Origin of the sequence: Streptomyces europaeiscabiei, assembly GCF_036346855.1 — a bacterium.
Lineage (GTDB): Bacteria > Actinomycetota > Actinomycetes > Streptomycetales > Streptomycetaceae > Streptomyces > Streptomyces europaeiscabiei.
This window is the reverse complement of record NZ_CP107841.1, coordinates 4,546,159-4,567,768: the sequence shown is the minus strand read 5'-3', so window position 1 is coordinate 4,567,768 and position 21,610 is coordinate 4,546,159. Positions and strand designations below refer to the sequence as shown.

The window sequence follows — 21,610 nt, the reverse complement described above, 5'->3', positions numbered from 1 at the left end:
CGCAGGAGAGCGGACCGGGCGGGCGTGGCGGGCCTGGCCGACCGGCCTACGGCATGCAGCTCCCCGTCCAGTCGCAGAGCACCCTCTACGCCGAGCCCTGGGAGGCGGACGCCGGGCCGGAGGATCTGGCCGAGATCGCGCGGGCCGCCGACCGGGCCGGGTTCGCGTACATCGCCACCTGCGACCACGTGGCCATCCCGCGCCGCCTCGCGCCCGCGATGAGCACGGTCTGGTACGACCCGGTCGCCACGCTCGCCTACCTGGCGGGCGTCACCGAACGGGTCCGGCTGCTCAGCCATGTCGCGGTCGTCGGCCTGCGCCACCCGCTCGTCACCGCCAAGCAGTACGCCACCCTCGACCACCTCTCCGGCGGCCGGCTGATCCTCGGCGTGGGCGCCGGCCATGTACAGGAGGAGTTCGAGGCGCTCGGCGTCGACTTCGACCGCCGGGGAGCCGTCCTGGACGAGTGCGTCGACGCCCTCCGGGCTGCCCTCGGCCCGGACGAATTCCCCTCCCACCACGGCAAGGTGTACGATTTCGAGGACCTGGGTCAGCGTCCCCGCCCGGCTCAGGACCGTATCCCGGTGTGGGTGGGCGGCTCGTCCCCCGCCGCCGTCCGCCGGGCCGCCGTCCGAGGCGACGGCTGGCTGCCGCAGGGCGACCCCCGCGACCGGCTCCCGGCCCAGATCACCCGCCTCCGCCGCCTACGGGAGGAGGCCGGCGTCACCACCCCCCTCACCATCGGCGCGATCACCGAGCCGCTGTACGTCGGCGAGCCGGACTGGGACGTCGGCCGCCGCACCCTCACCGGCCGCCCGGAAGCCCTCGCGGAGTCGCTGCGGGCGTACGGGGCGATGGGGGTGGACCAGATCCAGGTGCGGTTCCGGAGCCGTGGCCGGGGTGAACTAACGGACCAGATAAAGAAGTTCGGCGGCGAGGTGGGTCCGTTGCTGTAGAAGCAGCCCGCCCTGCCATGGAGGCCGTGGAAAGCCAGGCGGCTGGGGGCCGCCGAGGCCTGGGAGATCATCGAGCCGGTCGCTCAGGCTGCCGCCAATCTGGTGCGGTGGGAGCCGGCTGCGCGCTGACCGGTCGTATCGCCTCCCTCGTCGAATCGTCGAATCGCCGAATCGTCGAATCGGCGCATCCCGTTTCACCCCGGGTTGCTGAGCGGTCATGGCGTGATCTCCGGTGTGGTGGACGACGGGTATGCCGACAGGGCGGCCCCGGGACTTATCGGGGTCACCCGCACTCTCTGCGGCAGCCCTCGGCCACCGCCCGGCAGATCAACGCACACCCGGACCCTACCGCCCACCCACCGCAGAGGCTCCGCACTCGCTGTTTGACCGGCTTGCACAAACTCTCCTGCCTGGCGGGGGAGTTCACGGCCGAGACGTTTCGTTCTCGGTGGTGGGCCGGGACGGCAGAACCTGTCTGACAGCTTGGCGCTTCGTTCTTGAAACTTCGAACAACTTACGCCCGAGTCACGTATGTAGGGGAGTCATGGCTTCGGCGGAAGGACACGTGAGGTGCGATCTACCCGGCACGTCAGCACGTCCCAGCACGCAGGCACCCCCGTTTCAGCTGTTCCCGCACAACCCACCCGTGTCCCGGCGCACCCGCCCCGCCTGCCGGAACCGTCGTCCCAGGGCCTGTCCGTCGCGCTCGCCTGCGGCGATGGGGAGTGGCCGCACGACGACTGGCCGGCCCCCGACGACCGGTACGTGAGCAGCGCGCTGCACGTCCCCCCGCCCTACCGTGAACTCCGTGAGACCGAGGTGGACGTCGTGGTCCTGCGCTGCGAGGACCCGTCGACGTCCTTCGCGGTGCTGCTGAGGGCCATGGGGTCCATGAGCGCCCCGGTGATCGTCGTCAGCCCCCGCCGGGACCCCGAGGCGGTCGTGGAGGTGTTCCGGGGCGGGGCCGGCTATCTGGTCGAGGGCGACTACTGCACCTGCATGCTCTCCTCCGCGGTCATGGCCGCCACGGTCGGCCACACCTATTTCTCGCCCGTCGCCTGCGCCGCCATCCGGGACGCGGCCCAGCATCTGCCGGACCACGGAGAGGCGATGGAGCGGCTGCGCTCACTGCTCTCGCCCCGCGAACGCCAGATCATGGAGCTCCTCTCCACCGGCCTCGGCGCCCAGGAGATCGGGCTGCGCCTGAGGCTGAGCGAGAAGACCGTCCGCAACAACCTCAGCAACGTCTACGCCAAGCTCGATGCCCGGGGAAGTACGGAGGCGGTGCTGCGATGGCTGGGGGCGGCCCCCGGAGTTCGCATATGAGAACGCCGGATTGAGTGCTTTCAGGAACATGTGGAGACCGTTTGAGAAACGCACGAAAAAATCCCCCGCGCATGGCACGGGGGATTGCTCGGGTTTCTCCGGCGGCTATTGAATGGTGATTTCCGAGAGCGGAACCTCGATGTCGGTCACGTTCGCGCCACCCTCGTCGAATCCGGGTTCGGCGCGGGCGCTGTTCTCGCTGTTGATGATTCCGTTGGCCTGGGGCGTACCGCACTGGACGTTGCGCAGCCAGAGCCGGCCGTCCGGCGTTCCGCTGGGCAGGAGCTGCGGATAGAAGACGTGGACGCTCGTGGCCCCCTCGCTGGGCGAGAAGAACACCTTCTGGCCGTCCTGGGCATCCTTGTAGGTGGCCTTGAGGAAACCGCTCACGTCGGTGCGCTTGTGGGACCACATGAAGAAGGCGATGTGGTCCGGCTTGACGTTGTCACTCCTCGAGAAGGAGAACGACGACGTGGTGTCGTCGCGCTTGATGTTGAATTCCTGCGTGGCGAACTTGACGCCGATCTCGAAGACGGAGCTCGCCAGCTTCGTGCTGCCGTCCGTGTTGAAGCCGTCCTCCAGCTGAATGGTGCGTGCCACGGACGCCGTGCCGCTGAAGGTCTTCGTCGCCGCGGTGCTGACTCCGCAGTTGTCGGTCACCGAGGTGACCCGTTCGTTGGGGCCGAGGCTGTTGCGCTTGACCTGGACGTCGACGAACTCGCAGTTCTCCAGCTTGTCCGAGTCCGTACGGCAGTCGGTGGCCACCTCGTCGGGGGTGGCGGCACCCGCGCTGTACATCAGCGGGACGGCCAGTCCGAGGGCGGCGACCGGCGCCAGCGCGAGGGTGATGCGCTTCTTCTTGCTGCGGTGGTTGCCGCTGCGCCCGGTGCGTGTCATGTGCGTCTCCTGCGAGGGTGATGAGGGGGATGAGCAAGGGTGGGAGGGGTTGTCTCCCGTGCGGAGTGGGGGGATCCCGTGGGGGGAGAAGTCTGTGGGGTGGGGCGGGCGCCCCGAGGTTGTCGGCTGCCGGCCCTCGGTCAGCAGTCCTCCAGGACGACCTTGCTGGTGCCGTCCGCGAGTCCGGGCGTGCCCGCGGCGCTCTCCAGGATGACCGGGCCCTCGACGACCTCCGGCGCCACGAAGTTCTTCTCGGGGGAGGGGTTCACGGCGAAGCTTCCAGGATCGGCGTCGAGGTGCACCCGCCATTCGCCGGTCATGCGCTGCATCTTCGGCGTGAACGTCACATGCATGACCTTGCCGACGGGCACTTCCCGCTGTTCCGACTCGCTCGCGGTGGCCGTCTTGGTGGTCATGTCCAGGGTGCCCTTGTGCTTCACCCAGCCGCCGCTCAGGGCTCCGAAGAGACCACCGAGGGCGCCCTGCTGGGTCGCGGTGTACTTGCCCTGGCCCTGGCCCACCGCCTTCGAGAACTCGGTGGTCACCTTCGACGGCTCGGTGGCGTTCGGCTCGCAGTTCGGGAAGTCGACGGTGACCTTCTCGGTGGGGCCGTCGAAGGTCTCGAACTTCGTCTCGACGAAATCACAGGTGTCGGACTCGAAACCGTCCGCGAACGCACCGTTGAAGTCCCTCACGGACTGCTGTTTTCCGTTGAGCTTGGCAGTCCTTTCGCACATCCTCATGATCTGGTCGGGCGTCTTCTCGTCGGCGGCGTTGGCCGACGGCAGAAGCACGGTGACGACTGCCGTACCGGTCAGGAGTGAGGCCCCGATCGCCAGGTACCGGACCTTCTTGTTCTTGAAGCGCCTCTTCGCCATGTTCGGCTCTCTCCTTGGGGTTGGCTTTACCTTCCGATGACGGATTATTGGGGTCCCGTGCATGGCGTGGACAGGGTCAAATGTCCCTACCCATTGGTCACTTGCAATCGCAATCGCAAGCACTCGCCGCGCATCTGACGCTTCGTCAGCTACAGAGGTACGCTGACCTCGGTCAACGCACCGCGAAGGGAGTCCACATGGGCAAGCTCGACGGACGTGTCGTCCTCGTCACAGGCGCCGCGCGCGGCCAGGGCGAGCAGGAGGTCCGGCTGTTCCGGGCCGAGGGGGCGGAGGTCGTCGTCGCCGACGTCCTCGACGACCAGGGGGAGGCCCTCGCCAAGGAGATCGGCGCGCTCTACGTACACCTGGATGTGTCCAGCGAGGCCGACTGGTCCGCGGCGGTGGCCGCCGCCAAGAAGGCGTACGGCCGTGTCGACGGCCTCGTCAACAACGCCGGCGTCCTGCGCTTCAACTCCCTCGTCGACACCCCCCTCGACGAGTTCATGCAGGTCGTGCGGGTCAACCAGGTCGGTGTCTTCCTCGGCATCAAGGCCCTGGCCCCCGAGATCGAGGCGGCCGGCGGCGGCACGATAGTCAACACCGCCTCGTACACGGGGCTGACGGGCATGGCGTACGTCGGCGCGTACGCCGCGACCAAGCATGCGATCGTCGGCCTCACCCGGGTCGCCGCGCTGGAGCTGGCCCGCAAGGGCATCCGGGTCAACGCGGTCTGCCCCGGCTCCATCGACACCGCGATGACCGACCCGGGCGACGAGGCGACCGCCGAGGCCGTCACCAAGCTCTACCGCAAGCGGATCCCGCTCGGTCGGATCGGCCGCCCCGAGGAGGTCGCCCGCCTCGCCCTCTTCCTCTCCTGCGAGGACTCCTCCTACGTCACCGGGCAGCCGTTCGTGATCGACGGGGGCTGGCTGGCCGGGGTGAGTCTGTGACCGTTCGTGTCCGAGCGCGCACCGCACGCGTCCCGGGCGCACGTATCTGACGGCACGTCAGCTATTGACGCTCCACGGGGCCGGTGGAACAGTCGGCCGTATCGAAATCTGACGCACAGTCAGATACGGCTGCCGGGTATCGCTGGGGATGGTGAACCTCCTTGGAATTCGGGCTCTTTGTACAGGGATACGTGGGCAAGCGGGCCGAGACGGACCCGCTCGCGGAGCACAAGGCGCTGATGGAGGAGACCGAGTACGTCATCCAGGCGGACAAGTCCGGCTTCAAGTACGCGTGGGCGTCCGAGCACCACTTCCTGGAGGAGTACTCGCACCTCTCCGCCAACGACGTCTTCCTCGGGTACCTCGCGCACGCCACGGACCGGATCCATCTGGGCTCCGGGATCTTCAACCCGCTAGCCCAGGTCAACCACCCGGTGAAGGTCGCCGAGAAGGTCACCATGCTCGACCATCTCACCGAGGGCCGCTTCGAGTTCGGCAGCGGACGCGGGGCCGGATCGCACGAGATCCTCGGCTTCATCCCCGGTGTGACCGACATGAACTACACCAAGGAGATCTGGGAAGAGACCATCGCCGAGTTCCCCAAGATGTGGCTCCAGGACGAGTACGTCGGCTTCCAGGGCAAGCACTGGTCACTGCCGCCGCGCAAGATCCTGCCCAAGCCGTACGGGAAGTCGCACCCCGCGATGTGGTACGCCGCCGGGTCGCCGCCGTCGTACTCCATGGCCGCGCGCAAGGGGCTCGGCGTGCTGGGCTTCAGCGTGCAGAAGGTCTCCGACATGGAGTGGGTGCTGGAGAAGTACAAGACGGCGATCGTCGACGCCGAGCCGATCGGTGACTTCGTCAACGACAACGTGATGGTGACGACGACCGCGATCTGCGCGCCCACGCACGACGAGGCGGTGCGGATCGCCGTGAGCGGCGGGCTGCACTATCTGCCGTCGCTCGTCTTCCGGTACCACGACACGTTCCCCCGGCCCGACGGCTTCCCCGTCTGGCCGGAGACGCTGCCCGAGTACAACGAGGAGTTCATCGAACTGCTCATCGAGGAAGAGCTGTTGATCTGTGGGGACCCGGACGAAGTGTTCCGGCAGTGCAAGCGGTGGGAGCAGGCCGGGGCGGACCAGTTGAGCTTCGGGTTGCCGGTGGGGGTGCCGAAGGAGGCGACCCTGCAGACGATCAGGCTGGTCGGGGAGCACGTCATTCCGAAGATCGACACAGATCCCGTGCACCGGACCTCGCGGTTCCGGGCGGCGGGTTGAGGTGTGTACGACGGCTGCGGGTTCGCGGGGGCTGGTCGCGCAGTTCCCCGCGCCCCTGGGCCGACCGCGGTATTCGGTTGCTACCAGGCGTCCGGAGGGGTGAGGCATGCTCGACCATGTCATCAAGGGTGTGACCGTCGTCGATGGGACAGGCGCGCCCGCGTACACAGCCGATGTCGGCATACGCGACGGCCGTATCGCCGTCATCGGGACGGTGACCGAAGAGGCCCGTACGTCCGAGGACGCGGTCGGCCTCGTGCTCGCCCCCGGGTTCGTCGATCCGCACACCCACTACGACGCCCAGCTGTTCTGGGACCCGTACGCGACGCCCTCCCTCAACCACGGGGTGACGACGGTCGCGGGCGGGAACTGCGGGTTCACGCTGGCGCCCCTGAACCCCTCCCGTCCCGAGGACGCCGACTACACGCGCCGCATGATGTCCAAGGTCGAGGGGATGTCGCTGGTCGCGCTGGAGGAGGGGGCGCCCTGGAGCTGGCACGGGTTCGGGGAGTACCTGGACGCCCTCGAAGGACGGATCGCCGTCAACGCGGGCTTCATGGTGGGGCATTGCGCGCTGCGGCGGTACGTGATGGGACCGGACGCGATCGGCGGGCAGCCGAGTGACGAGCAACTGGACGCGATGCTCCGGCTGTTCCACGAGGCGATGGAGGCGGGGGCGTGGGGGCTGTCGACCACGCAGTCCTCGACGCACAGCGACGGCGACGGGCAGCCCGTCGCGTCGCGGCACGCGAAACCCGCCGAACTGATCGCGCTGTCACGGGCGGTCGGCGAGCACGAGGGCACGCAGATCGAGGCGATCGTCGCGGGGTGCCTGGACCAGTTCAGCGACGAAGAGATCGACCTCTTCGTGGAGATGAGCGCGGTGGCCGGCCGCCCCCTCAACTGGAACGTCCTCACCATCGACGCGGCCGTCCCCGAGCGCGTGCCGAGGCAGCTGGAGGCGAGCGAGCGGGCGCGGAAGGCCGGCGGCCGGGTGGTGGCCCTGACGATGCCGATCCTCACGCCGATGAACATGTCGCTGGGCACGTTCTGCGCGCTGAACCTGATCCCCGGGTGGGGTCCGGTCCTGAGCCTGCCGGTGCCCGAGCGGATCGCGCGGCTGCGCGATGCGGAGGTGCGGGCGGAGCTGCTGCGGCGGGCGGACAGCAAGGAGGCGGGCGTCTTCCGGCGGCTCGCCAACTTCGGGCGGTACGTCATCGGCGACACGTACAGCGAGGCGAACGAGGGCCTCACCGGGCGGGTCGTCAAGGACATCGCGGCGGAGCGGGGGCAGGAACCGTTCGAGTGCCTGGTGGAGATCTGCGCCGCCGACGACCTCCGTACGGTCCTGTGGCCCATGCCCACCGACAACGACCCCGACTCCTGGACCCTGCGTGCCGAGACCTGGCGGCACGAGGACGTGCTGCTCGGTGGCTCGGACGCGGGCGCCCATCTGGACCGCATGTGCGGCGCCCCGTACACCACCCGGTTCATCGGGGACTGTCTGCGCGGCCGGAAGCTGGTCGGGCTCGAACAGGCGGTGAAGATGCTGACCGACGACCCGGCGCGCCTCTTCGGCCTGCGGGAACGGGGGCAGGTGCGGGAGGGGTGGCATGCGGACCTCGTCCTCCTCGACCCGGAGCGCGTCGACGCCGGCAAGGCCACCCTGGTGCACGACCTGCCGGGTGAAAGTCCACGCCTGGACTCCAGGGCGATCGGCATACGGGCCGTCTGGGTCAACGGCGTCGAGGCGATCCGCGACGACGTGGTGACCGGGGCCGTGCCCGGGAAGGTGCTGCGGAGCGGGCGGGACACGCGGACGGTGAGTACGAAGTGAGCGCTGCGCCTCAAGTGCCGGACGGGCAGCGGCTGTTCGTCGGCGGTAACTGGGTGGAGCCCGACGGAGGGCACTACGAGGTGGTCGACCCGGCGACGGAGGACGTCGTCGGGTGGGCGCCGGAGGCCTCGCGCGAACAGGTGCACGCGGCGGCCGCCGCCGCCCGCGAGGCCTTCGGCCCGTGGTCGCGGGTGCCCGCCGCCGAGCGGGCCGCGATCCTCGCCCGTACGGCGGACCACATACGGCGTCACCTCGTCCCGTACGCCGAACTCGCCCGGGCCGAGAGCGGTGCGACGACCGGTACCGCACGGGGGATGCAGGTGGGGGTGGGCGCGGCCCGTTTCCAGCGGTACTCCCGCGTCGAGCCGGTGGAGGAGCCGATCGCCCCCCAGATCAACGAGGCGGGCCCCTTCGGCAAGGCGGCCGTGATGGGCGCCCTCGCCGTACGCCACCCCGTGGGCGTGGTCACCTGCGTCACCTCGTACAACAACCCATGGGCCAACCCGGCCGGCAAGATCGCCCCCGCCCTCGCCATGGGCAACACGGTGGTCGTCAAGCCGGCCCCCCAGGATCCGCTCTCCGTCTACCGCATGGCGGAGGCGCTGGAGGCCGCCGGTGCCCCGCCGGGTGTGGTGAACGTGGTGAGCGGGTCGGGCGCGGACGTCGGTGCGGCGGCCGTGGACTCGCCGGACGTCGACATGGTGAGTTTCACCGGCTCGACGGCGGTCGGACAACGGATCGCGGAGGTGTGCGGGCGCGGGATGAAGCGCCAGCTGATGGAGCTGGGCGGCAAGGGCGCGGCGGTCGTCTTCGACGACGCGGACGTGAGGTCGGCGGTGGCCGGCATCGCCACCACCTTCACCTTCTACAGCGGACAGATCTGCACGGCACCGACGCGGGTGATCGCGCAGCGGGGTGTCTACGACCAACTGGTGACCCAACTGAGCGCGTATGCGGGGCGGCTGCCGGTGGGCGACCCGCGCGAGCCGGGCACGGTGGTCGGGCCGGTGATCTCGGCGGCGCACCGGGACCGCGTCGAGTCGTACGTCGAACTGGGCCGCAAGGAGGGTGCGCGGGTGGTGGCGGGGGGCGAACGGCCCCCGTACGAGCGGGGCTTCTACGTCGCGCCCACGGTCCTCGCGGACTGCACCCCCGACATGCGGGTCGTCCGCGAGGAGATCTTCGGTCCGGTCGTGGTCGTCCTCCCCTTCGACGACGAGGACGAGGCCGTCGCCCTCGCCAACGACAGCGACTACGGCCTCATCGACTACGTCTGGTCCGGGGACGTGGCCCGGGCGTTCCGTGTGGCCCGGCGCCTGCGTGCGGGCGGCGTGGGTGTGAACACCGTCGGCCGCAACATGGAGGCCCCGTTCGGCGGCTTCAAGAAGAGCGGGGTGGGGCGCGACGTGGGGTCGTACGCGCTGCACGCGTACAGCGAGACGCAGGCGATCGTCTGGCCCGGGTGAGCTCTTCCCCTCTGATCCTTTTGGGCGCAATGATGTTCGAATGCAGCGTGAACGGCGTGTTGAGCGTGTTGAACGGGCTCATCGGGTGTCCAAGGCGTGGCGGTGGCCCCTGGGCGGCCTGGTGGCGGCCGTCGTGGGCGCCCTGTTCGTGCCGATCGGCGGGCCGCTGTGGTTGCATCTGGTGGTGACGCTGGGCGCGGTCGTCACCCTGGTGCGCATGGCGCACCGCGAGGTCCCGTTCCCGGTGGCCGTGGCGCAGTGGCGGCTCGGGGGCGACGATCCCGACGTACTGCGTGCCCGTGTCCTCTCGGCGGTGGCGGGCCTGCAGCAGGGGCAGCCCGGTCTCGCGGTGTACCGGCTGAAGTCCGTACTGCCGGACCTGACCCGCGCCTTGGGACCGGACCACCCCGACACGCTGTCCGCCCGCGTTCTGAGCGTCCAACTGCGCGGTGAGACGGGCGACTTGCCCGACCGTCTCACCGCGGTCGAGGCTCTGATCGCCGATATCACCCGCGGTCTCGGTCCCGGCCACCCCGACACGCTCGCCGCCGTCTACTGCCGCGCGGAGTGGCTCGGCCAGGACGGCCGTACCGACGAGGCGGAGGCGGCCTACGCCGATGCCGTCGGCGCGGCCACGGAGCATCTGGGCGCCGACCACAACGTGACGTTGATCGCCCGCAGTTCACTGACGATCCTGCGCCACGAGCGGGCCGGCCGGACCGGCGACGGGGCCGCCGCCGCTGACGCCGTCGAGGACATGGCCGCCGTCGTCGACGCGATGGAACGCTCGCTCGGTGCCGACGATCCGACCACGGCTTCCACCCGCCGTCTCCTCATCCAGTGGCAGAACGCGCTGCCCGGAGAGACCGGCTGATGGACCGTCCCCTCCTCTACCTCGACGTGGACGGACCGTTGAACCCGTACGCCGCGAAGCCGGAGCGGCGGCCCGCCGGTTACACGACGCACCGGATGAAACCGCAGGGCTGGCTCGCCCAGCATCCGGGAGAGCCGGCGGCGTACGTCAAGCCGCTACGGGTCTGGCTCAACCCGGACCACGGCCGCCAACTGCTGGAACTGGACGCACTGTTCGACCTGGTGTGGGCGACGACCTGGGTCGGCGAGGCGAACACGTACATCGCGCCGGTCCTCGGGCTGCCGGAACTGCCCGTGGTGGACTGGCCTCGGAGCCCGGTCGCCGGACTGTCCGGGGTGGCCCCGGAACCCGGCGTGTTCTGGAAGACACCGCGTCTCGTCGAACACGCGGCCGGGCGGCCGTTCGCGTGGGTCGACGACGAGATCGGCACGGCCGACCAGGACTTCGTGGCCACCCACCACCGGAACTCCGCCCTGCTGCACCGCGTCGACCCCCGACTCGGCCTGCGGGAAACGGACTTCGCGACGCTCGCCGCCTTCGCACGGACCACCGGCGGGACGGGATTGGGACTGGGATAGGGGTAGGGATACGGTCGCCCGATGATCGTGTGGGTGAACGGGGCCTTCGGGAGCGGAAAGACGACGTTGGTCGAGGAGCTGCGGGGGCGATGGCCCGAGGCGCTGGTGTTCGACCCCGAGGTGATCGGCTACGTCCTGCGGAAGATCGTGGAGGTACCGACCGGGGACTTCCAGGATCTGCGACTGTGGCGACGGCAGGTCGCCGAGGCCCTGGTGGGCCTGGTGGAGGAGTACCGGCGGCCGGTGCTGGCGCCGATGACCCTGGTGAACCCCGCCTACGTGGCCGAGGTGTTCGGCGCGATCGGGGCCGCCGGCATCCCCCTCCATCACTTCTTCCTCAAGGTCCCCGAGGACGTGCTGGTCGCCCGCATCGACGGCCGCAGCTTCACGCCGGACGCCCCCGAGCAGGACGAACGGGTCCGCCGGTGGTGCAGGGAGCGCCTCACGGCGTGCACGACCGCGGTCGGCACCCTGCCCGCCGACACGGTGTTCCTGGACGGCGAGTCGAGCCCCGAAGTGCTGGCCGGTCTCGTGCTGCGCCGCGTGACCCGGTGAGCGTCCGCCCCGCCGACCGGCCCTAGCCGCCGAGATCCTGCTCCGCAGGCTCCCCGCGTCCGACCGACAGGGACCAGCGCACGTTTGAAGAGGCGGTGACGGAGACCGTGCCCGCGCGGTCCGCGCCGGCCAGGGTGAACTGGTTGTAGATGTCGGTCACTTCTCCGTCGACGCAGTCCAGGGGGAAGGATGTGCCCATGGACCGCAGGACGACCTCGATCCTGCCCTTCCCCTCGCACTGCACCGCGACGGTCACCGTCTCGCCGTCGCCCTTCTTCGCCTTGCCGAACTCCAGCGACGCGCTGCCCCGAGTGCCGTCCTGACGCAGGACGACTCGGTCGGCCATGTCCAGATCAGGGGCACGGTCCACGGACACATCGGATACGGCGGCCGCGTCCGCCTCGGCGGAGTCCGCCACCGGGGGCGCCTTGGCCGGGCTGGTCCCGGCCGTCCGTAGCGGCTGCTGCTGCTTCTGTGACCCGGTGTCGCCGTTCGAGCCGTTCGAGCCGTTCGACGAGCAGGCGGTGGTGGAGAGGAGGGCGGCCGCCGACAGCAGCGTCAAGGTGGTGAGTGTGCGGCGGGACATGCGTGATGAGCGTGCCATGAACGACCCCCGTCGATCGGCCCGCTGGTGGCGGGCGAGGCCGTGATCGTGACACCGGGCCGAGACGGGCAACAAGGCGAAGGGGCAGGTTCAGAGGATGATCTGAGGTTGGCGGCGCTTCCCCGGAAGGAAGGGCCAGGCACTCTCCTGCCAAAACCGCCGACGGTGCCTCAGAAGTGCCCCTCCGCGCGGGTCGGCCTCGGTGGACATACCATCAATCTGCTTCCCCGGCGCTTTGGATGCGGGCCACCCGAGCCGATCTCCAGGGCCGTCCACATCGAGCCGTCGGGTCCGAGAGCGATGCCGTGGGGCTCGGAAGACGGGGTCGGCAGATCGTGTTCGTGGATCTCGTACATACCGCGCTTCTCGGGCTCGTGGCCGCGGGCGGCCCTCGGCGCGTGAACAGCCCCGGGGCCAGGACCAGTTGGTTGGCCAGTTGCTGAAGCCGTTCGGCGGCTTGCCGGCCCGAGGGGACGTTCCAGGCGTCCGCGCAGGCGTCGGCGATGTGCTGGGGGGAGGCGGGAGCGGCGGTCGCAGCGGTCAGGATTGAGGACGGTGGTGATGCGGTCGAAGCCCCGGTAGAGGCCCCGGCTCGCGGCGATGCACTCCCGCGCTGTCGGCGGAGCCTCGGGCGGGTACGAGCGCTTCCCGAACGCGGCGAAGCCAGGTCCGGCAGGTCTGCACAGTCGAGCCCCCCAGGCCCGGGCAGAGCCCGACGGCACGAACGCGTCGATCGTCTCCGTCCGTAGCCACAGTCCTGGATCGGGCGGCAGTCCGTCGCTGTCGACCCATACGGCCAGCCGCCCGACGGCATAGAGAAGCCGCCGCACCTCGTAGCAGGTGGCGGGGGTGGTAGTTGCCACCGTCGCCCGTACCTGGTCGGCGACCGCTGTCCGCGCCGCGCGGCCGGTGCACGGCGTACGACGCGCCCACTGCCGGTGCGGCAGCCGAGGGTGGTAGTCGCGGATCCGGCCGAAAGTCTCCGAGTTCAAGGTCACGGACCAGCACCCTGTCAGCACGGGAGCGCAGAAGTGATCGGACAGGGGCGGCGCCTGCCCTTCGACGGTCAGAACACCCGAAGTCCGATCCGGCCGAGGATCGTGGCAGCATGCCCCCCGTAGACGAAGAGCACGGCAACGACGGCGAGAAGCAGGGTGCCGACGACAAGGCTCCAGGTGCGGCGGGCGTTCATGAGGACTGCCTTTCCTTCACGGGTTCGGGTTGTGTCGAGCTTCCTACACTCAGGACGGTGTCACAGCGGTCGCGGACCGCCTCATCGTGGGTCGCGATGACGACGGCGCAGCCGCCCTCACTCATCGCGCGGAGGATGTCGACGACCATACTGGTGTTGCTGTGGTCGAGAGCACCGGTCGGTTCGTCGGCCAGAACGAGGGCGGGCTGCTTGACGATCAGGCGGGCCAGGGCAACGCGTTGCTGCTCCCCGCCGCTGAGCCGATGGACGTGTTCTTTCTCCCGTCCCGCCAGTCCGACCCGCTCCAGAGCCTCGGCGATGGTCGGAGCGTCCTTCTTCGCCCGTCGCGGTTTCATCGCGACCTCGAGATTGGCGGCGACGGTCGCATTCTCGATCAGTGCGTAGTTCTGGAACAGGTAGCCGAGGACATCCCGCCGATAGTGCCGGGTCGCCCGCGGGCTGAAACAGGTGACATCCCGGCCTTCGTAGCGGATCGCGCCCGAGCTCGGTGAGTCGAGGAGGCCGAGGCAATTGAGGAGCGTCGACTTGCCGGATCCGCTCAGCCCGGTCAACGCGAGCATTTCGCTTCGAGCCACAGTGAATTCGAGTCCCGACCAGAGAACGCGAGCACCGTAGGACTTTGACAGATGTTCGATCTCGATCACGGTGCAGCTCCTGTACAACGCTGGGGGTTCACGACTCGGTCGCGCCTTCCTTGACAATCCGGCGATGGAAGGCAAGGAGGGCGAGGAGCACTGCCACGACCTCGATGGTGACGAGCCCCACGGCGACGCCGACACCCAGTTCGGTGATCTCGACGGGTGCGCGGGGCGGGGGGATACCGAGGGCCTCATACCTTTCGAGACCCTGGTTCTGCTGCCACACCTGGACGGGTACCCATCCAGCGAGCAGCACGGCCAGGACGCCTTCGACTGCCAGGACGGTGCGGTGCGTGGCCGTGAACGTCCAGCCGCTGATGTGCCGGGCGAAGATCGCCTGTGCGTTCTTCCGGGAGTGGACGATGCAGACGCCGACTCCGGTGATGAGCAGCACCATCACTGCCACGCCCAGGTTGAACAGTTGCAGCCGGAAGTCTCGGACAAGGTCGCGCAGTCTGAGTGCGGCGTTCTGCCCGACGGGGCTCATACCGGTCACGTACGTCTCAAGGTGATATTTCTTGATGCCTGTTGTGACCTTGTCCGCATCATGGAAGACGATGCTTTGCTGAGAGGCGTAGGCGGTGTAGCCCCTGTTGCTCAGGAAGTTCGAACCGTGGGGGTAGGCGATGATGACGGGGTCCGTGACGAACGAGTCGTCCGCGCCCGGGTTCTCGTCGGCCTGCGACTGGCCCTGGGGGTTGTAAGTAAAGACGCGCTGGCCGTCCTTCGACCGCAACACCTCCACCTGGTCAGGCTTGATCTTGTCCGGATCGCTGGGGTTCAGCAGTCCTGGGACCAGTTGCTGAAGGCGGTGGGCGTACGGGGCGAGGGCCGCGGGGATGAGCAGCCGTACCTGGTCGCTGGTCGTCGCGGTCGGGTTGTGGCGTCGCCCTGATGAGTCGAGGACGGGCTGCTCGGCGAGGAAGGACTCGTTGACGATCAGAAGGTCGCCCTTCGGCAGACCATCTCCTGGCGCTGATCGCTGAAGATCCCGGTGCCCGACGACGACGACCTCTCCGTTCCTGTCGGCCCGGCGGAGCCAGCCTCCCACTTTCTCGTTCAGGTCCTGCAGTGCGGTGGCACTGGCCAGACTGCCGTTGAGCTCGATAGAGGTGGTGTCGCCGATCTTCGTGTAGGCGTCGCTGCTCTCCTGCCGGGTCACGACGTCCTGGCCGGCGAGGACGACGGCCGTGGCAATGCTGAGTGCCAGAAGCAGAGCGGGAATTCTCACAAGGTAGGCGCTCGCCGACGCGGTCCGCGAGGGCAGCTCACCTTTCAGGGCCCGCAGCACGTCGGTCTGGAACGTCAGCCAGAGCATGGCCGCGTGCACAGCGAAGGCGATGAGGCTGAGTGCGGCGGCGCAGGTCAGTGCGATCGAAGAGAACCAGCCGATCCACGTCAGCCCGTTGTAGAGGCCGAGAAGCAGCAGTGTCGCGGCGGCCACCGCTGCGAACGCCGTCGACCAGAAAACCGCGAGTTGGCGCAGGTCTCGCAGCAAGATCTGCGCGAATGACTTGCCCTGCAGCCGCAGCACCCCGTATGCCTTCGCGTTGAGCAGGACACCAGCGCCGGTCGTCGTCACGACGGCGAGCGCGACGACGAAGAACGAGCGGTACAGCGCACTGTCCGCGTAGACGGGGGTCAGTTGCGCCACTGACAGCGGATGGTTGACCGTGGCCTGCAGGCCGAGGTCGGTCAGGGTCCGGGTCAGCGAGGCGGCGGCCCGGTCTGAACCGAACACGTAGTAGAAGCCACGCGGATCGCGTTGTCCGAGCTCGGAGATCGGATGCACGTCGGTGCGATAGTCGCGATTGAACGCCGGATAGCCGTCCCTCAGCCAGTCGGAACGCTGACCGCCGGGAGCGAGGTAGAGGTGCCGACGGCTGTAGGGGTTCTCGAGGTCGGGTACCTCGCGCGCGACGGTAGTCCCGTTGGACTTCGCGAACTCCGCGATCACGCGGGTGACCTGCGAACCGCTGGTCGAGTTGTCGGTGTCCGTCACCCAGACGACGGCGGAATGCCCCAGCACCCAGTCCTCGTCGAGGCTCCGTAGGAAAAGGAAGGCGAGAACTGCGGCGTACGCCAGCACGGCGGTGTGAACGAACTTGATACCTCGGTGCAGCATCGATTGCCTAGATCAGGGCACTTCTGGAGCGCGACTCATGGGGAGACCGGAGACACGTCGGGCGGCCCCCCTCGGAGGGAGATCGCGGAAGATCCGTCGACTCTCCGTGAGCGGACCACCCGACGCCGTGAGACCGAGCTGTGAGGCCCGGTCTCAGGTCAGCAGGTGGTGCTGTAGTAGGACTTGTTACCGCTCAGCGCAACGTCGGCCTGAGCAATGGACCAAGAACCCTTGGCGGCCTCATCGGTGTCGATGTACTCCCCGATGGCGGTCGAGCCGTGGCACTTACTGCCGTGGTAGTAGTAGGACCACACGTAGGACGTGCCGGCGCCGTAGTCCCAGGTACCCCCGCCCACGCTGACCACGGTGGCCAGTGCCGGAGTGGCACCGGCCAGGACGAGGGCGCCGGCCGCCACCGCGAGCTTCACTCCACGCTTGATCTTCACTGCAAACTCTCCCCGCACTTGACAGCAAGTTGATCAAGCAAAAGATTGTCAGGTTCCTGATCAAGTGTCAACGTGTTTTGTTTCAGGGGCAGTTGAGGATCGCGGGACCGTTGAAATGGTCGCACAACGACCTCCGGGCATGCCGTCCCGGCTGGACGCCCGCCTCGCCGTCGAGGTGTGCGTGGAGGTGGTCGCCGGCAGCGACGCGGTGGTGCGTCGGTTCCGGCTCCCCGAGCGACTGGGGAACGATCTTCGACAGCACGGGGAAAGATCGTGAGGGCCTTCTGTTGCCGCACGTCATCAGCGCTCGTGAACACCCCCAGATCTCCCGCCGGCGCACCGCGTCCCGCAGCGCCACCAGCACGCACAGCTCGTACGGGATGCGCTCGACACGGCCCTTATCATGAACGCCCGGTCGGGGAAGTCCCCGTCGAGCAGCCGCAGCGGCCCCGCCGTCAGCGAGAGCCGCTGCGCGAGCATGTAGAGCGCGAGCCGGTCCTCGTCCAATCCGTCCACCGCCAGGGGCCGGTAGGCGTCGTGCAGGCGGATCCGTAGAAACACGTGCTCCCACTCGACGTCGAAATACATCGATCCCCTATTACTTCCGAGAGCCACTGGTGGTGGACTGACGCCGCCGAACGGAAGCTACCCGCCGCTCCGGTCCGCCAGATCCACCCTCACCGTCAGCAACCCCGACCCCAGTACCCGTACCGCCGCGCTGTTCATGCGGGGCAGGGTGCGCAGGCGGGCCACCGGGTCGTCGTCCGGGAGGAGGTGGGCCGTGCCCTCGTGCCAGCGGCCCCGGAGGCGGACGCGGACCGAGGGGTCGGCCTTGATGTTGCGGATGTAGTGGGACTTCTCGCCGTACTCGGAGACCAGCCAGACCGTGTCACCGACGCGACGGCCGCCGATGGGGGTGCGGCGGGGGAGGCCGGAGGTGCGGCCGGTGGTCTCCAGGACGGTCTGGAGCGGGACGCGACGCAGGACCGGGTTGGCGACGCGGCGCTGGAAGGCCGTGACGACGCGTTGCTTGAGCCCGGCGTGCTCCGGATGGTTCGCGTGCTCCGCACTGCGGGACATCGGCGTGGTTCTCCTCGAAGTGTGGGAGGTACGGACTACAGGATCGGGTACGGGGCGAAGGCGGTGGGTGGCCGGTGCGGGTCGTGACGTGGAACCTGTGGTGGCGGTTCGGACCGTGGCAGGAGCGGCAGAAGGCGATCCTCGCCGTGCTGCGTGAACTGCGGCCCGACGTGGTCGGGTTGCAGGAGGTCTGGCAGCGGGACGGGGACGGCGGGGACAGGGGGGACAGCGCGGGGAATCTGGCCGGTTGGCTCGCCGGGGAGCTCGGTATGCACTGGGCCTGGGGCGCGTACGGCGACGCCGCGCGCTGGCAGCGGCGGATCGGGGACCCGGACGTCGGGATAGGTAACGCCGTGCTGAGCCGGTGGCCCGTCCTGGAGCGGGACTCCATCGGGCTGCCGACGGGAGAGGGCGGCAGCACACGCGGCGCCCTCTACACCCTCCTCGACGCCCCCGGCGCGCCCGTCCCCTTCTTCACCACCCACCTCAGCTCCGCGACCGACGCGTCAGCGGTGCGCTGCCGCCAGGTCACCGCGCTGGTCGAGTTCGTCGCCCGCCACCGAGGCCGAGGCGCCCACCCGCCCGTGATCACCGGGGACTTCAACGCCTGGCCCGACTCCGACGAGGTCCGGCTCTTCGGCGGCCACAGGACCGCGCCCGCCGCGCCCGGACAGTGCTTCCTCGACGTCTGGGAGTACGCCGAGCCCGGCGCGCCGTCGGCCACCTGGGACGTGGTGAACCCCTACGTCGCCGGGACGTTCGGGCCGAGCGTGCGGATCGACTACATCCACGTCGGACCGCCGGGCCACGGCGGAGTCGGGCACGTGCGCGCCGTACGGAGGGCGGGCGACGGTCCCGTCGACGGCGTATGGCCCTCCGACCACATGGCCGTCGTGGCCGACCTGGCGGACGGGGCGGAGTCCGGGGCGGAGGCCGGGGCCGGGGCCCACTGAGGACCCCGGACACCCGCGCCGCCCACGTGGACTACGGCTTCCTGCCCAGCCCCCCGTGCTGCCCGATCGGCTTCGGCTCGCCCGCGGCATCCGTGGCGTCCGGGCGCCACAGCGGTACGGAGACGATGCCCGGGTCGACCAGGTCGAGGCCGTCGAAGTAGCCGGTGATCTGGTCGACGGGGCGGAGGAAGTACGGGACGGCGCCGGTCTCGTTGTAGGCGTCCTGGGCGCGCTCGTACTCGGGATCGGTGCCCCGGGAGCCCTCGTTGATGTTGAGGTAGCTGCCCGAGGGAAGGCCGGCGAGGAGGCGGCGGACGATGTCGCGGGCCTCCTCGTAGTCGCGGACGTGGCCCAGGATGCCGCTGAGGATCAGAGCCGTGGGCCGGGACAGGTCCAACGTCGCGGCGGCGGCCTCCAGGATGCGGTCCGTGTCGTAGAGGCTGGCGTCGACGTACGCGGTGGCGCCCTCGGGGGCGGAGTAGAGCAGCGCGCGGGCGTGCGCGAGGACCATCGGGTCGTTGTCGACGTAGACGATCCTCGCCTCCGGCGCGCTGCGCTGGGCGACCTGGTGGGTGTTGTCGGCGGTGGGCAGACCGGTGCCGACGTCCAGGAACTGCCGGACGCCCTCCACCTCCACCAGGTGCCGGATGCTGCGCCGCAGATACGCGCGGCTGCTGCGGGCGATGGTCACGATGCCGGGGAAGGCGTCGGCGTACGCGTCGCCGGCCGCCTCGTCCACCGGGTAGTTGTCCTTGCCGCCCAGCCAGTAGTTCCAGATGCGGGCGGAGGCGGGCACCGAAGTGTCGACCTTCTCCTTCGCAGCCGGAGCCGCCGCCGGGTCGGGCGTGGTCGCGTGATCGGTCATGGGCGCCGTCTCCTCCGCCGTACGGGTGCGTCCACGCGAACGGACGTAGCCGTACAGACGCACGTGATGTGTCGAGCCAAACCTAAGGCCCAACACAGTTATTTCGTACGCGGGTTCCCCCTACGTTCGCCGGACCTTCCGGCTGGCTGCCATCCCCGCACTCTCCCCGCCCTATCCCCGCCCGAGGAAGATCGGGTTCGTGAACGCCGCCAGCGGCCCCGGGAAGCCCGGCACGATCGGCGGCCGGCGGACCTCGGCCCGTACGTACGCCGCGTACGAGGCCGTCGTACGCCACTGTGCCGAGCCGGCGCCGGACTCCGGGAGCACGGCCGAGGTGAACATCGCGCCCTGGTCGGTGACGAAGCGGATGGTGCAGCCGGCGGAGCCCGTCGCCTCCACACGGACGGTGACCGGGGTGTCCGGAGCCACCTTCAGCCGCTCACCGATGCCCGCGTGCTCGCCCCGCGCACCGGACGCCGTGAACGACACGGACACGTCCTTCGACTCGGCGACGTACGAGCGGCCGGCTCGCAGGCCCTCCTGGATGGCCTCCCTGGTCAGGTCGTCGGCGAGGACGACCGTCTGGGGGCGGCCGACGGGGTCGGGGTCGCGATGGGCGTCGCTGTTGCCCATCGCCGGGATCCAGCCGCGACCCTCCTTCACGGACGCCACGAGCATGCCGTCCCAGTCGGCGAGCGCCACCTCGTCCTCCGGCGAGTACGCGCCGTTCCACACCTCCACCGCGTCCGCCTCGCCGAAGCCGAACTTCCAGTTGCAGCCGATGCAGGTGGCGTGCGGGTGGGCCGGGACGACCAGGCCCCCGGCCCGGCGGATCTGCCGGGCGTACTTGCCGAACCGGTTGTCCCGGGCCCGGTAGCGCCAGTCGACGAACGTCCCCGGTGCGACGCCGAGCGCCACCACGTGACCGTTGCGCGTGGTCACCTCCTCGCCCAGCAGAATGAGGAGGTCGTCACCCGCGTGCTCGGCCCAATGGGCGTGCGCGGACTGGGTGTTGTGCTCGGAGCTGTTGATGAAGTCCAGGCCCGCCGCGCGCGCCAGCGCCGCCAGCTCGGCGAGCGTACGGCGGCCGTCGGAGTACCAGGAGTGCAGATGACAGTCGCCCCGGTACCAGTCCCGGCCCCGCCCCTTGGCCCGCTCCGGCGGATACACCGGCTTCACCGGCGTGGCAGGCGCGCCGTACGTGAGGGTGATCGTGATCTCGTACGGCAGCCCGTCCGGCGCCACCGTGTAGGGGCCCAGCGCGATGTGCCAGGTGCCGGGGCGGACCGGGCCGGGGAGGTAGCCCGGGGTCGCCTCGTCCGCCCGGACGAAGAACTCCGTGCGGGCGCCGCCCGACCAGCCCCGGAAGCCCTTGCCGCCGAGTTCCGTGCCCCGCTCGTCGAAGACACCGATGTCGAGTGCGTTGCCCAGGGTGCCCGCCGGGACGCTCGGCCTCTCGTAGCTGTACGAGACCTTCAACTCCCGTACTCCTGAAGGCACCTCGACCGGCAGATACACGAAATCGGGGGAGCCGGTGGGGAGGGTTCCCCGGATGGTCTTCGTCTCCTGGTCGCCGTCCGCGGCCTCGGCGCCGCTCGTCCCAAAGGTCACGCTTCCCAACGTAAGTGCGGCCGCCGCCGACGTCACGAACAGCGCGCGCCTTCCGAGTCCGTTCCCGTCGCCCTCGCTCCGGGTGTCACCGTGGTGGTCGTCGCACATGCTGCTGCTCCCCAGGTCGGTCGTGAGTGACATGGCGTGGATGGCGCGGGGGTGTGCGTGCCACCTTCCTATGCGGTGGTGAACTGTGGGACAAGGGAGGGAAATCGCCGGTTTTCCTTACGACGTGCAGACGTTGGTCAGTTCGTCGGCGGCCGTGTCGATTCACTGGAGTCGGTGTCGCCGTCGCCGTCGCCGTCGAGGACAGCCCTGCCGCAGTCCTCGATCGCCTGGGCGAGGTCGTCGACTGCCTTGCCGGTGCTGCGGACGACGTGGGCGGATGCCGGGCGCGATCCCGCGGGGTTGCAGGTGGTGCCGTACGCGGTGCAGCCGAGTGCGGGGGTGACAGCTGCTACAGATTTTCTAATCATTC

Annotated in this window: 21 protein-coding genes and 3 pseudogenes; 11 read left to right on the top strand and 13 right to left on the bottom strand. The window is 69.4% G+C overall.

Annotation, left to right across the window (positions count from 1 at the left end):
* The first annotated feature begins 53 nt into the window (after positions 1-53).
* Together OG858_RS19785 and OG858_RS19780 are read left to right on the top strand one after the other, a co-directional pair.
* A complete protein-coding gene (locus OG858_RS19785) occupies positions 54-956 on the top strand; it encodes an LLM class F420-dependent oxidoreductase (protein ID WP_328545319.1) in 903 nt (300 codons plus the stop codon).
* A 570-nt stretch (positions 957-1,526) separates the two neighbouring features.
* Positions 1,527-2,282, top strand: a complete 756-nt coding sequence (locus OG858_RS19780) for a helix-turn-helix transcriptional regulator (protein ID WP_408059414.1) — start codon at positions 1,527-1,529, stop codon at positions 2,280-2,282.
* Between the two features lie 105 nt (positions 2,283-2,387).
* Here the strand turns inward: OG858_RS19780 and OG858_RS19775 are convergent, their stop codons facing one another.
* Positions 2,388-3,179 carry a hypothetical protein gene (locus tag OG858_RS19775; RefSeq protein WP_319066958.1) on the bottom strand — a complete coding sequence of 264 codons (792 nt, stop codon included), beginning with the start codon at positions 3,177-3,179 and terminating at the stop codon, positions 2,388-2,390.
* Positions 3,180-3,319: 140 nt separating this feature from the next.
* A complete protein-coding gene (locus tag OG858_RS19770; RefSeq protein WP_319066956.1) occupies positions 3,320-4,057 on the bottom strand; it encodes a hypothetical protein in 738 nt (245 codons plus the stop codon).
* 197 nt (positions 4,058-4,254) lie between these two features.
* Here OG858_RS19770 and OG858_RS19765 point away from each other — a divergent pair, with 197 nt between their 5' ends.
* The 7 genes from OG858_RS19765 (at position 4,255) to OG858_RS19735 (ending at position 11,597) form a co-directional block, all read left to right on the top strand.
* The gene (locus OG858_RS19765) at positions 4,255-5,007 is read left to right on the top strand and encodes an SDR family NAD(P)-dependent oxidoreductase (RefSeq protein WP_319066955.1); all 753 of its coding nucleotides are present in this window, start codon (positions 4,255-4,257) and stop codon (positions 5,005-5,007) included.
* Between the two features lie 161 nt (positions 5,008-5,168).
* Positions 5,169-6,287, top strand: coding sequence for an LLM class flavin-dependent oxidoreductase (locus OG858_RS19760; protein ID WP_086751133.1), 1,119 nt, complete (start codon positions 5,169-5,171; stop codon positions 6,285-6,287).
* Positions 6,288-6,393: 106 nt separating this feature from the next.
* The gene (locus OG858_RS19755) at positions 6,394-8,124 is read left to right on the top strand and encodes an N-acyl-D-amino-acid deacylase family protein (protein ID WP_328544663.1); all 1,731 of its coding nucleotides are present in this window, start codon (positions 6,394-6,396) and stop codon (positions 8,122-8,124) included.
* A complete protein-coding gene (locus tag OG858_RS19750; RefSeq protein WP_086751129.1) occupies positions 8,121-9,590 on the top strand; it encodes an aldehyde dehydrogenase family protein in 1,470 nt (489 codons plus the stop codon). The genes OG858_RS19755 and OG858_RS19750 overlap by 4 nt, the downstream gene beginning before the upstream one ends.
* Before the next feature lie 85 nt (positions 9,591-9,675).
* The gene (locus tag OG858_RS19745) at positions 9,676-10,464 is read left to right on the top strand and encodes a tetratricopeptide repeat protein (protein ID WP_256960810.1); all 789 of its coding nucleotides are present in this window, start codon (positions 9,676-9,678) and stop codon (positions 10,462-10,464) included.
* On the top strand, positions 10,464-11,042 hold the full coding sequence (locus tag OG858_RS19740) for an HAD domain-containing protein (RefSeq protein ID WP_086751125.1): 579 nt from the start codon (positions 10,464-10,466) through the stop codon (positions 11,040-11,042). The genes OG858_RS19745 and OG858_RS19740 overlap by 1 nt, the downstream gene beginning before the upstream one ends.
* Positions 11,043-11,063: 21 nt before the next feature.
* Positions 11,064-11,597, top strand: a complete 534-nt coding sequence (locus OG858_RS19735; RefSeq protein WP_086751123.1) for an AAA family ATPase — start codon at positions 11,064-11,066, stop codon at positions 11,595-11,597.
* Positions 11,598-11,619: 22 nt separating this feature from the next.
* Here OG858_RS19735 and OG858_RS19730 read toward each other — a convergent pair whose 3' ends face one another.
* The 9 genes and pseudogenes from OG858_RS19730 to OG858_RS19690 all read right to left on the bottom strand — a co-directional run bounded on the left by OG858_RS19730 (position 11,620) and on the right by OG858_RS19690 (position 17,703).
* A complete protein-coding gene (locus OG858_RS19730) occupies positions 11,620-12,183 on the bottom strand; it encodes a hypothetical protein (RefSeq protein WP_319264701.1) in 564 nt (187 codons plus the stop codon).
* A 232-nt stretch (positions 12,184-12,415) separates the two neighbouring features.
* Positions 12,416-12,560: pseudogene (locus tag OG858_RS19725) on the bottom strand (virginiamycin B lyase); the annotation flags it as partial.
* Positions 12,561-13,267: 707 nt separating this feature from the next.
* On the bottom strand, positions 13,268-13,393 hold the full coding sequence (locus tag OG858_RS19720; protein WP_256960808.1) for a hypothetical protein: 126 nt from the start codon (positions 13,391-13,393) through the stop codon (positions 13,268-13,270).
* A complete protein-coding gene (locus OG858_RS19715; RefSeq protein ID WP_086751118.1) occupies positions 13,390-14,058 on the bottom strand; it encodes an ABC transporter ATP-binding protein in 669 nt (222 codons plus the stop codon). The genes OG858_RS19720 and OG858_RS19715 overlap by 4 nt, the downstream gene beginning before the upstream one ends.
* A gap of 28 nt (positions 14,059-14,086) precedes the next feature.
* Positions 14,087-16,177, bottom strand: coding sequence for a bacteriocin-associated integral membrane family protein (locus tag OG858_RS19710; RefSeq protein WP_327748759.1), 2,091 nt, complete (start codon positions 16,175-16,177; stop codon positions 14,087-14,089).
* 158 nt (positions 16,178-16,335) lie between these two features.
* A complete protein-coding gene (locus OG858_RS19705; RefSeq protein WP_086748099.1) occupies positions 16,336-16,623 on the bottom strand; it encodes a lactococcin 972 family bacteriocin in 288 nt (95 codons plus the stop codon).
* 82 nt (positions 16,624-16,705) lie between these two features.
* Positions 16,706-16,885 carry a hypothetical protein gene (locus OG858_RS19700; RefSeq protein ID WP_327748760.1) on the bottom strand — a complete coding sequence of 60 codons (180 nt, stop codon included), beginning with the start codon at positions 16,883-16,885 and terminating at the stop codon, positions 16,706-16,708.
* Positions 16,886-16,923: 38 nt separating this feature from the next.
* Positions 16,924-17,217 (bottom strand): annotated as a pseudogene (locus OG858_RS19695) (hypothetical protein); the annotation flags it as partial.
* 51 nt (positions 17,218-17,268) lie between these two features.
* Positions 17,269-17,703 (bottom strand): nitroreductase/quinone reductase family protein, encoded by a 435-nt coding sequence (locus tag OG858_RS19690; protein WP_327748761.1) that lies wholly within the window; start codon positions 17,701-17,703, stop codon positions 17,269-17,271.
* A 74-nt stretch (positions 17,704-17,777) separates the two neighbouring features.
* Here OG858_RS19690 and OG858_RS19685 point away from each other — a divergent pair, with 74 nt between their 5' ends.
* On the top strand, positions 17,778-18,656 hold the full coding sequence (locus OG858_RS19685) for an endonuclease/exonuclease/phosphatase family protein (RefSeq protein WP_327748762.1): 879 nt from the start codon (positions 17,778-17,780) through the stop codon (positions 18,654-18,656).
* Positions 18,657-18,687: 31 nt separating this feature from the next.
* Here OG858_RS19685 and OG858_RS19680 read toward each other — a convergent pair whose 3' ends face one another.
* Positions 18,688-19,521: an SAM-dependent methyltransferase gene (locus OG858_RS19680; RefSeq protein ID WP_327748763.1), complete on the bottom strand. Its 834-nt coding sequence runs from the start codon at positions 19,519-19,521 to the stop codon at positions 18,688-18,690.
* A 171-nt stretch (positions 19,522-19,692) separates the two neighbouring features.
* Positions 19,693-21,240: a CehA/McbA family metallohydrolase gene (locus OG858_RS19675; RefSeq protein ID WP_319067071.1), complete on the bottom strand. Its 1,548-nt coding sequence runs from the start codon at positions 21,238-21,240 to the stop codon at positions 19,693-19,695.
* A gap of 246 nt (positions 21,241-21,486) precedes the next feature.
* Between OG858_RS19675 and OG858_RS19670 the strand changes: the two are divergent.
* Positions 21,487-21,588, top strand: a pseudogene (locus tag OG858_RS19670) (LLM class F420-dependent oxidoreductase); the annotation flags it as partial.
* Between the last annotated feature and the right edge of the window lie 22 nt (positions 21,589-21,610).

Bases quoted from the DNA above. Each gene is read 5' to 3' on its own strand.
- OG858_RS19675 (WP_319067071.1), bottom strand. From the start codon at position 21,240: ATGTGCGACGACCACCACGGTGACACCCGGAGCGAGGGCGACGGGAAC.
- OG858_RS19740 (WP_086751125.1), top strand. From the start codon at position 10,464: ATGGACCGTCCCCTCCTCTACCTCGACGTGGACGGACCGTTGAACCCG.
- OG858_RS19755 (WP_328544663.1), top strand. From the start codon at position 6,394: ATGCTCGACCATGTCATCAAGGGTGTGACCGTCGTCGATGGGACAGGC.
- OG858_RS19765 (WP_319066955.1), top strand. From the start codon at position 4,255: ATGGGCAAGCTCGACGGACGTGTCGTCCTCGTCACAGGCGCCGCGCGC.
- OG858_RS19730 (WP_319264701.1), bottom strand. From the start codon at position 12,183: ATGTCCCGCCGCACACTCACCACCTTGACGCTGCTGTCGGCGGCCGCC.
- OG858_RS19735 (WP_086751123.1), top strand. From the start codon at position 11,064: ATGATCGTGTGGGTGAACGGGGCCTTCGGGAGCGGAAAGACGACGTTG.
- OG858_RS19785 (WP_328545319.1), top strand. From the start codon at position 54: ATGCAGCTCCCCGTCCAGTCGCAGAGCACCCTCTACGCCGAGCCCTGG.
- OG858_RS19710 (WP_327748759.1), bottom strand. From the start codon at position 16,177: ATGCTGCACCGAGGTATCAAGTTCGTTCACACCGCCGTGCTGGCGTAC.
- OG858_RS19690 (WP_327748761.1), bottom strand. From the start codon at position 17,703: ATGTCCCGCAGTGCGGAGCACGCGAACCATCCGGAGCACGCCGGGCTC.
- OG858_RS19680 (WP_327748763.1), bottom strand. From the start codon at position 19,521: ATGACCGATCACGCGACCACGCCCGACCCGGCGGCGGCTCCGGCTGCG.
- OG858_RS19775 (WP_319066958.1), bottom strand. From the start codon at position 3,179: ATGACACGCACCGGGCGCAGCGGCAACCACCGCAGCAAGAAGAAGCGC.
- OG858_RS19720 (WP_256960808.1), bottom strand. From the start codon at position 13,393: ATGAACGCCCGCCGCACCTGGAGCCTTGTCGTCGGCACCCTGCTTCTC.
- OG858_RS19770 (WP_319066956.1), bottom strand. From the start codon at position 4,057: ATGGCGAAGAGGCGCTTCAAGAACAAGAAGGTCCGGTACCTGGCGATC.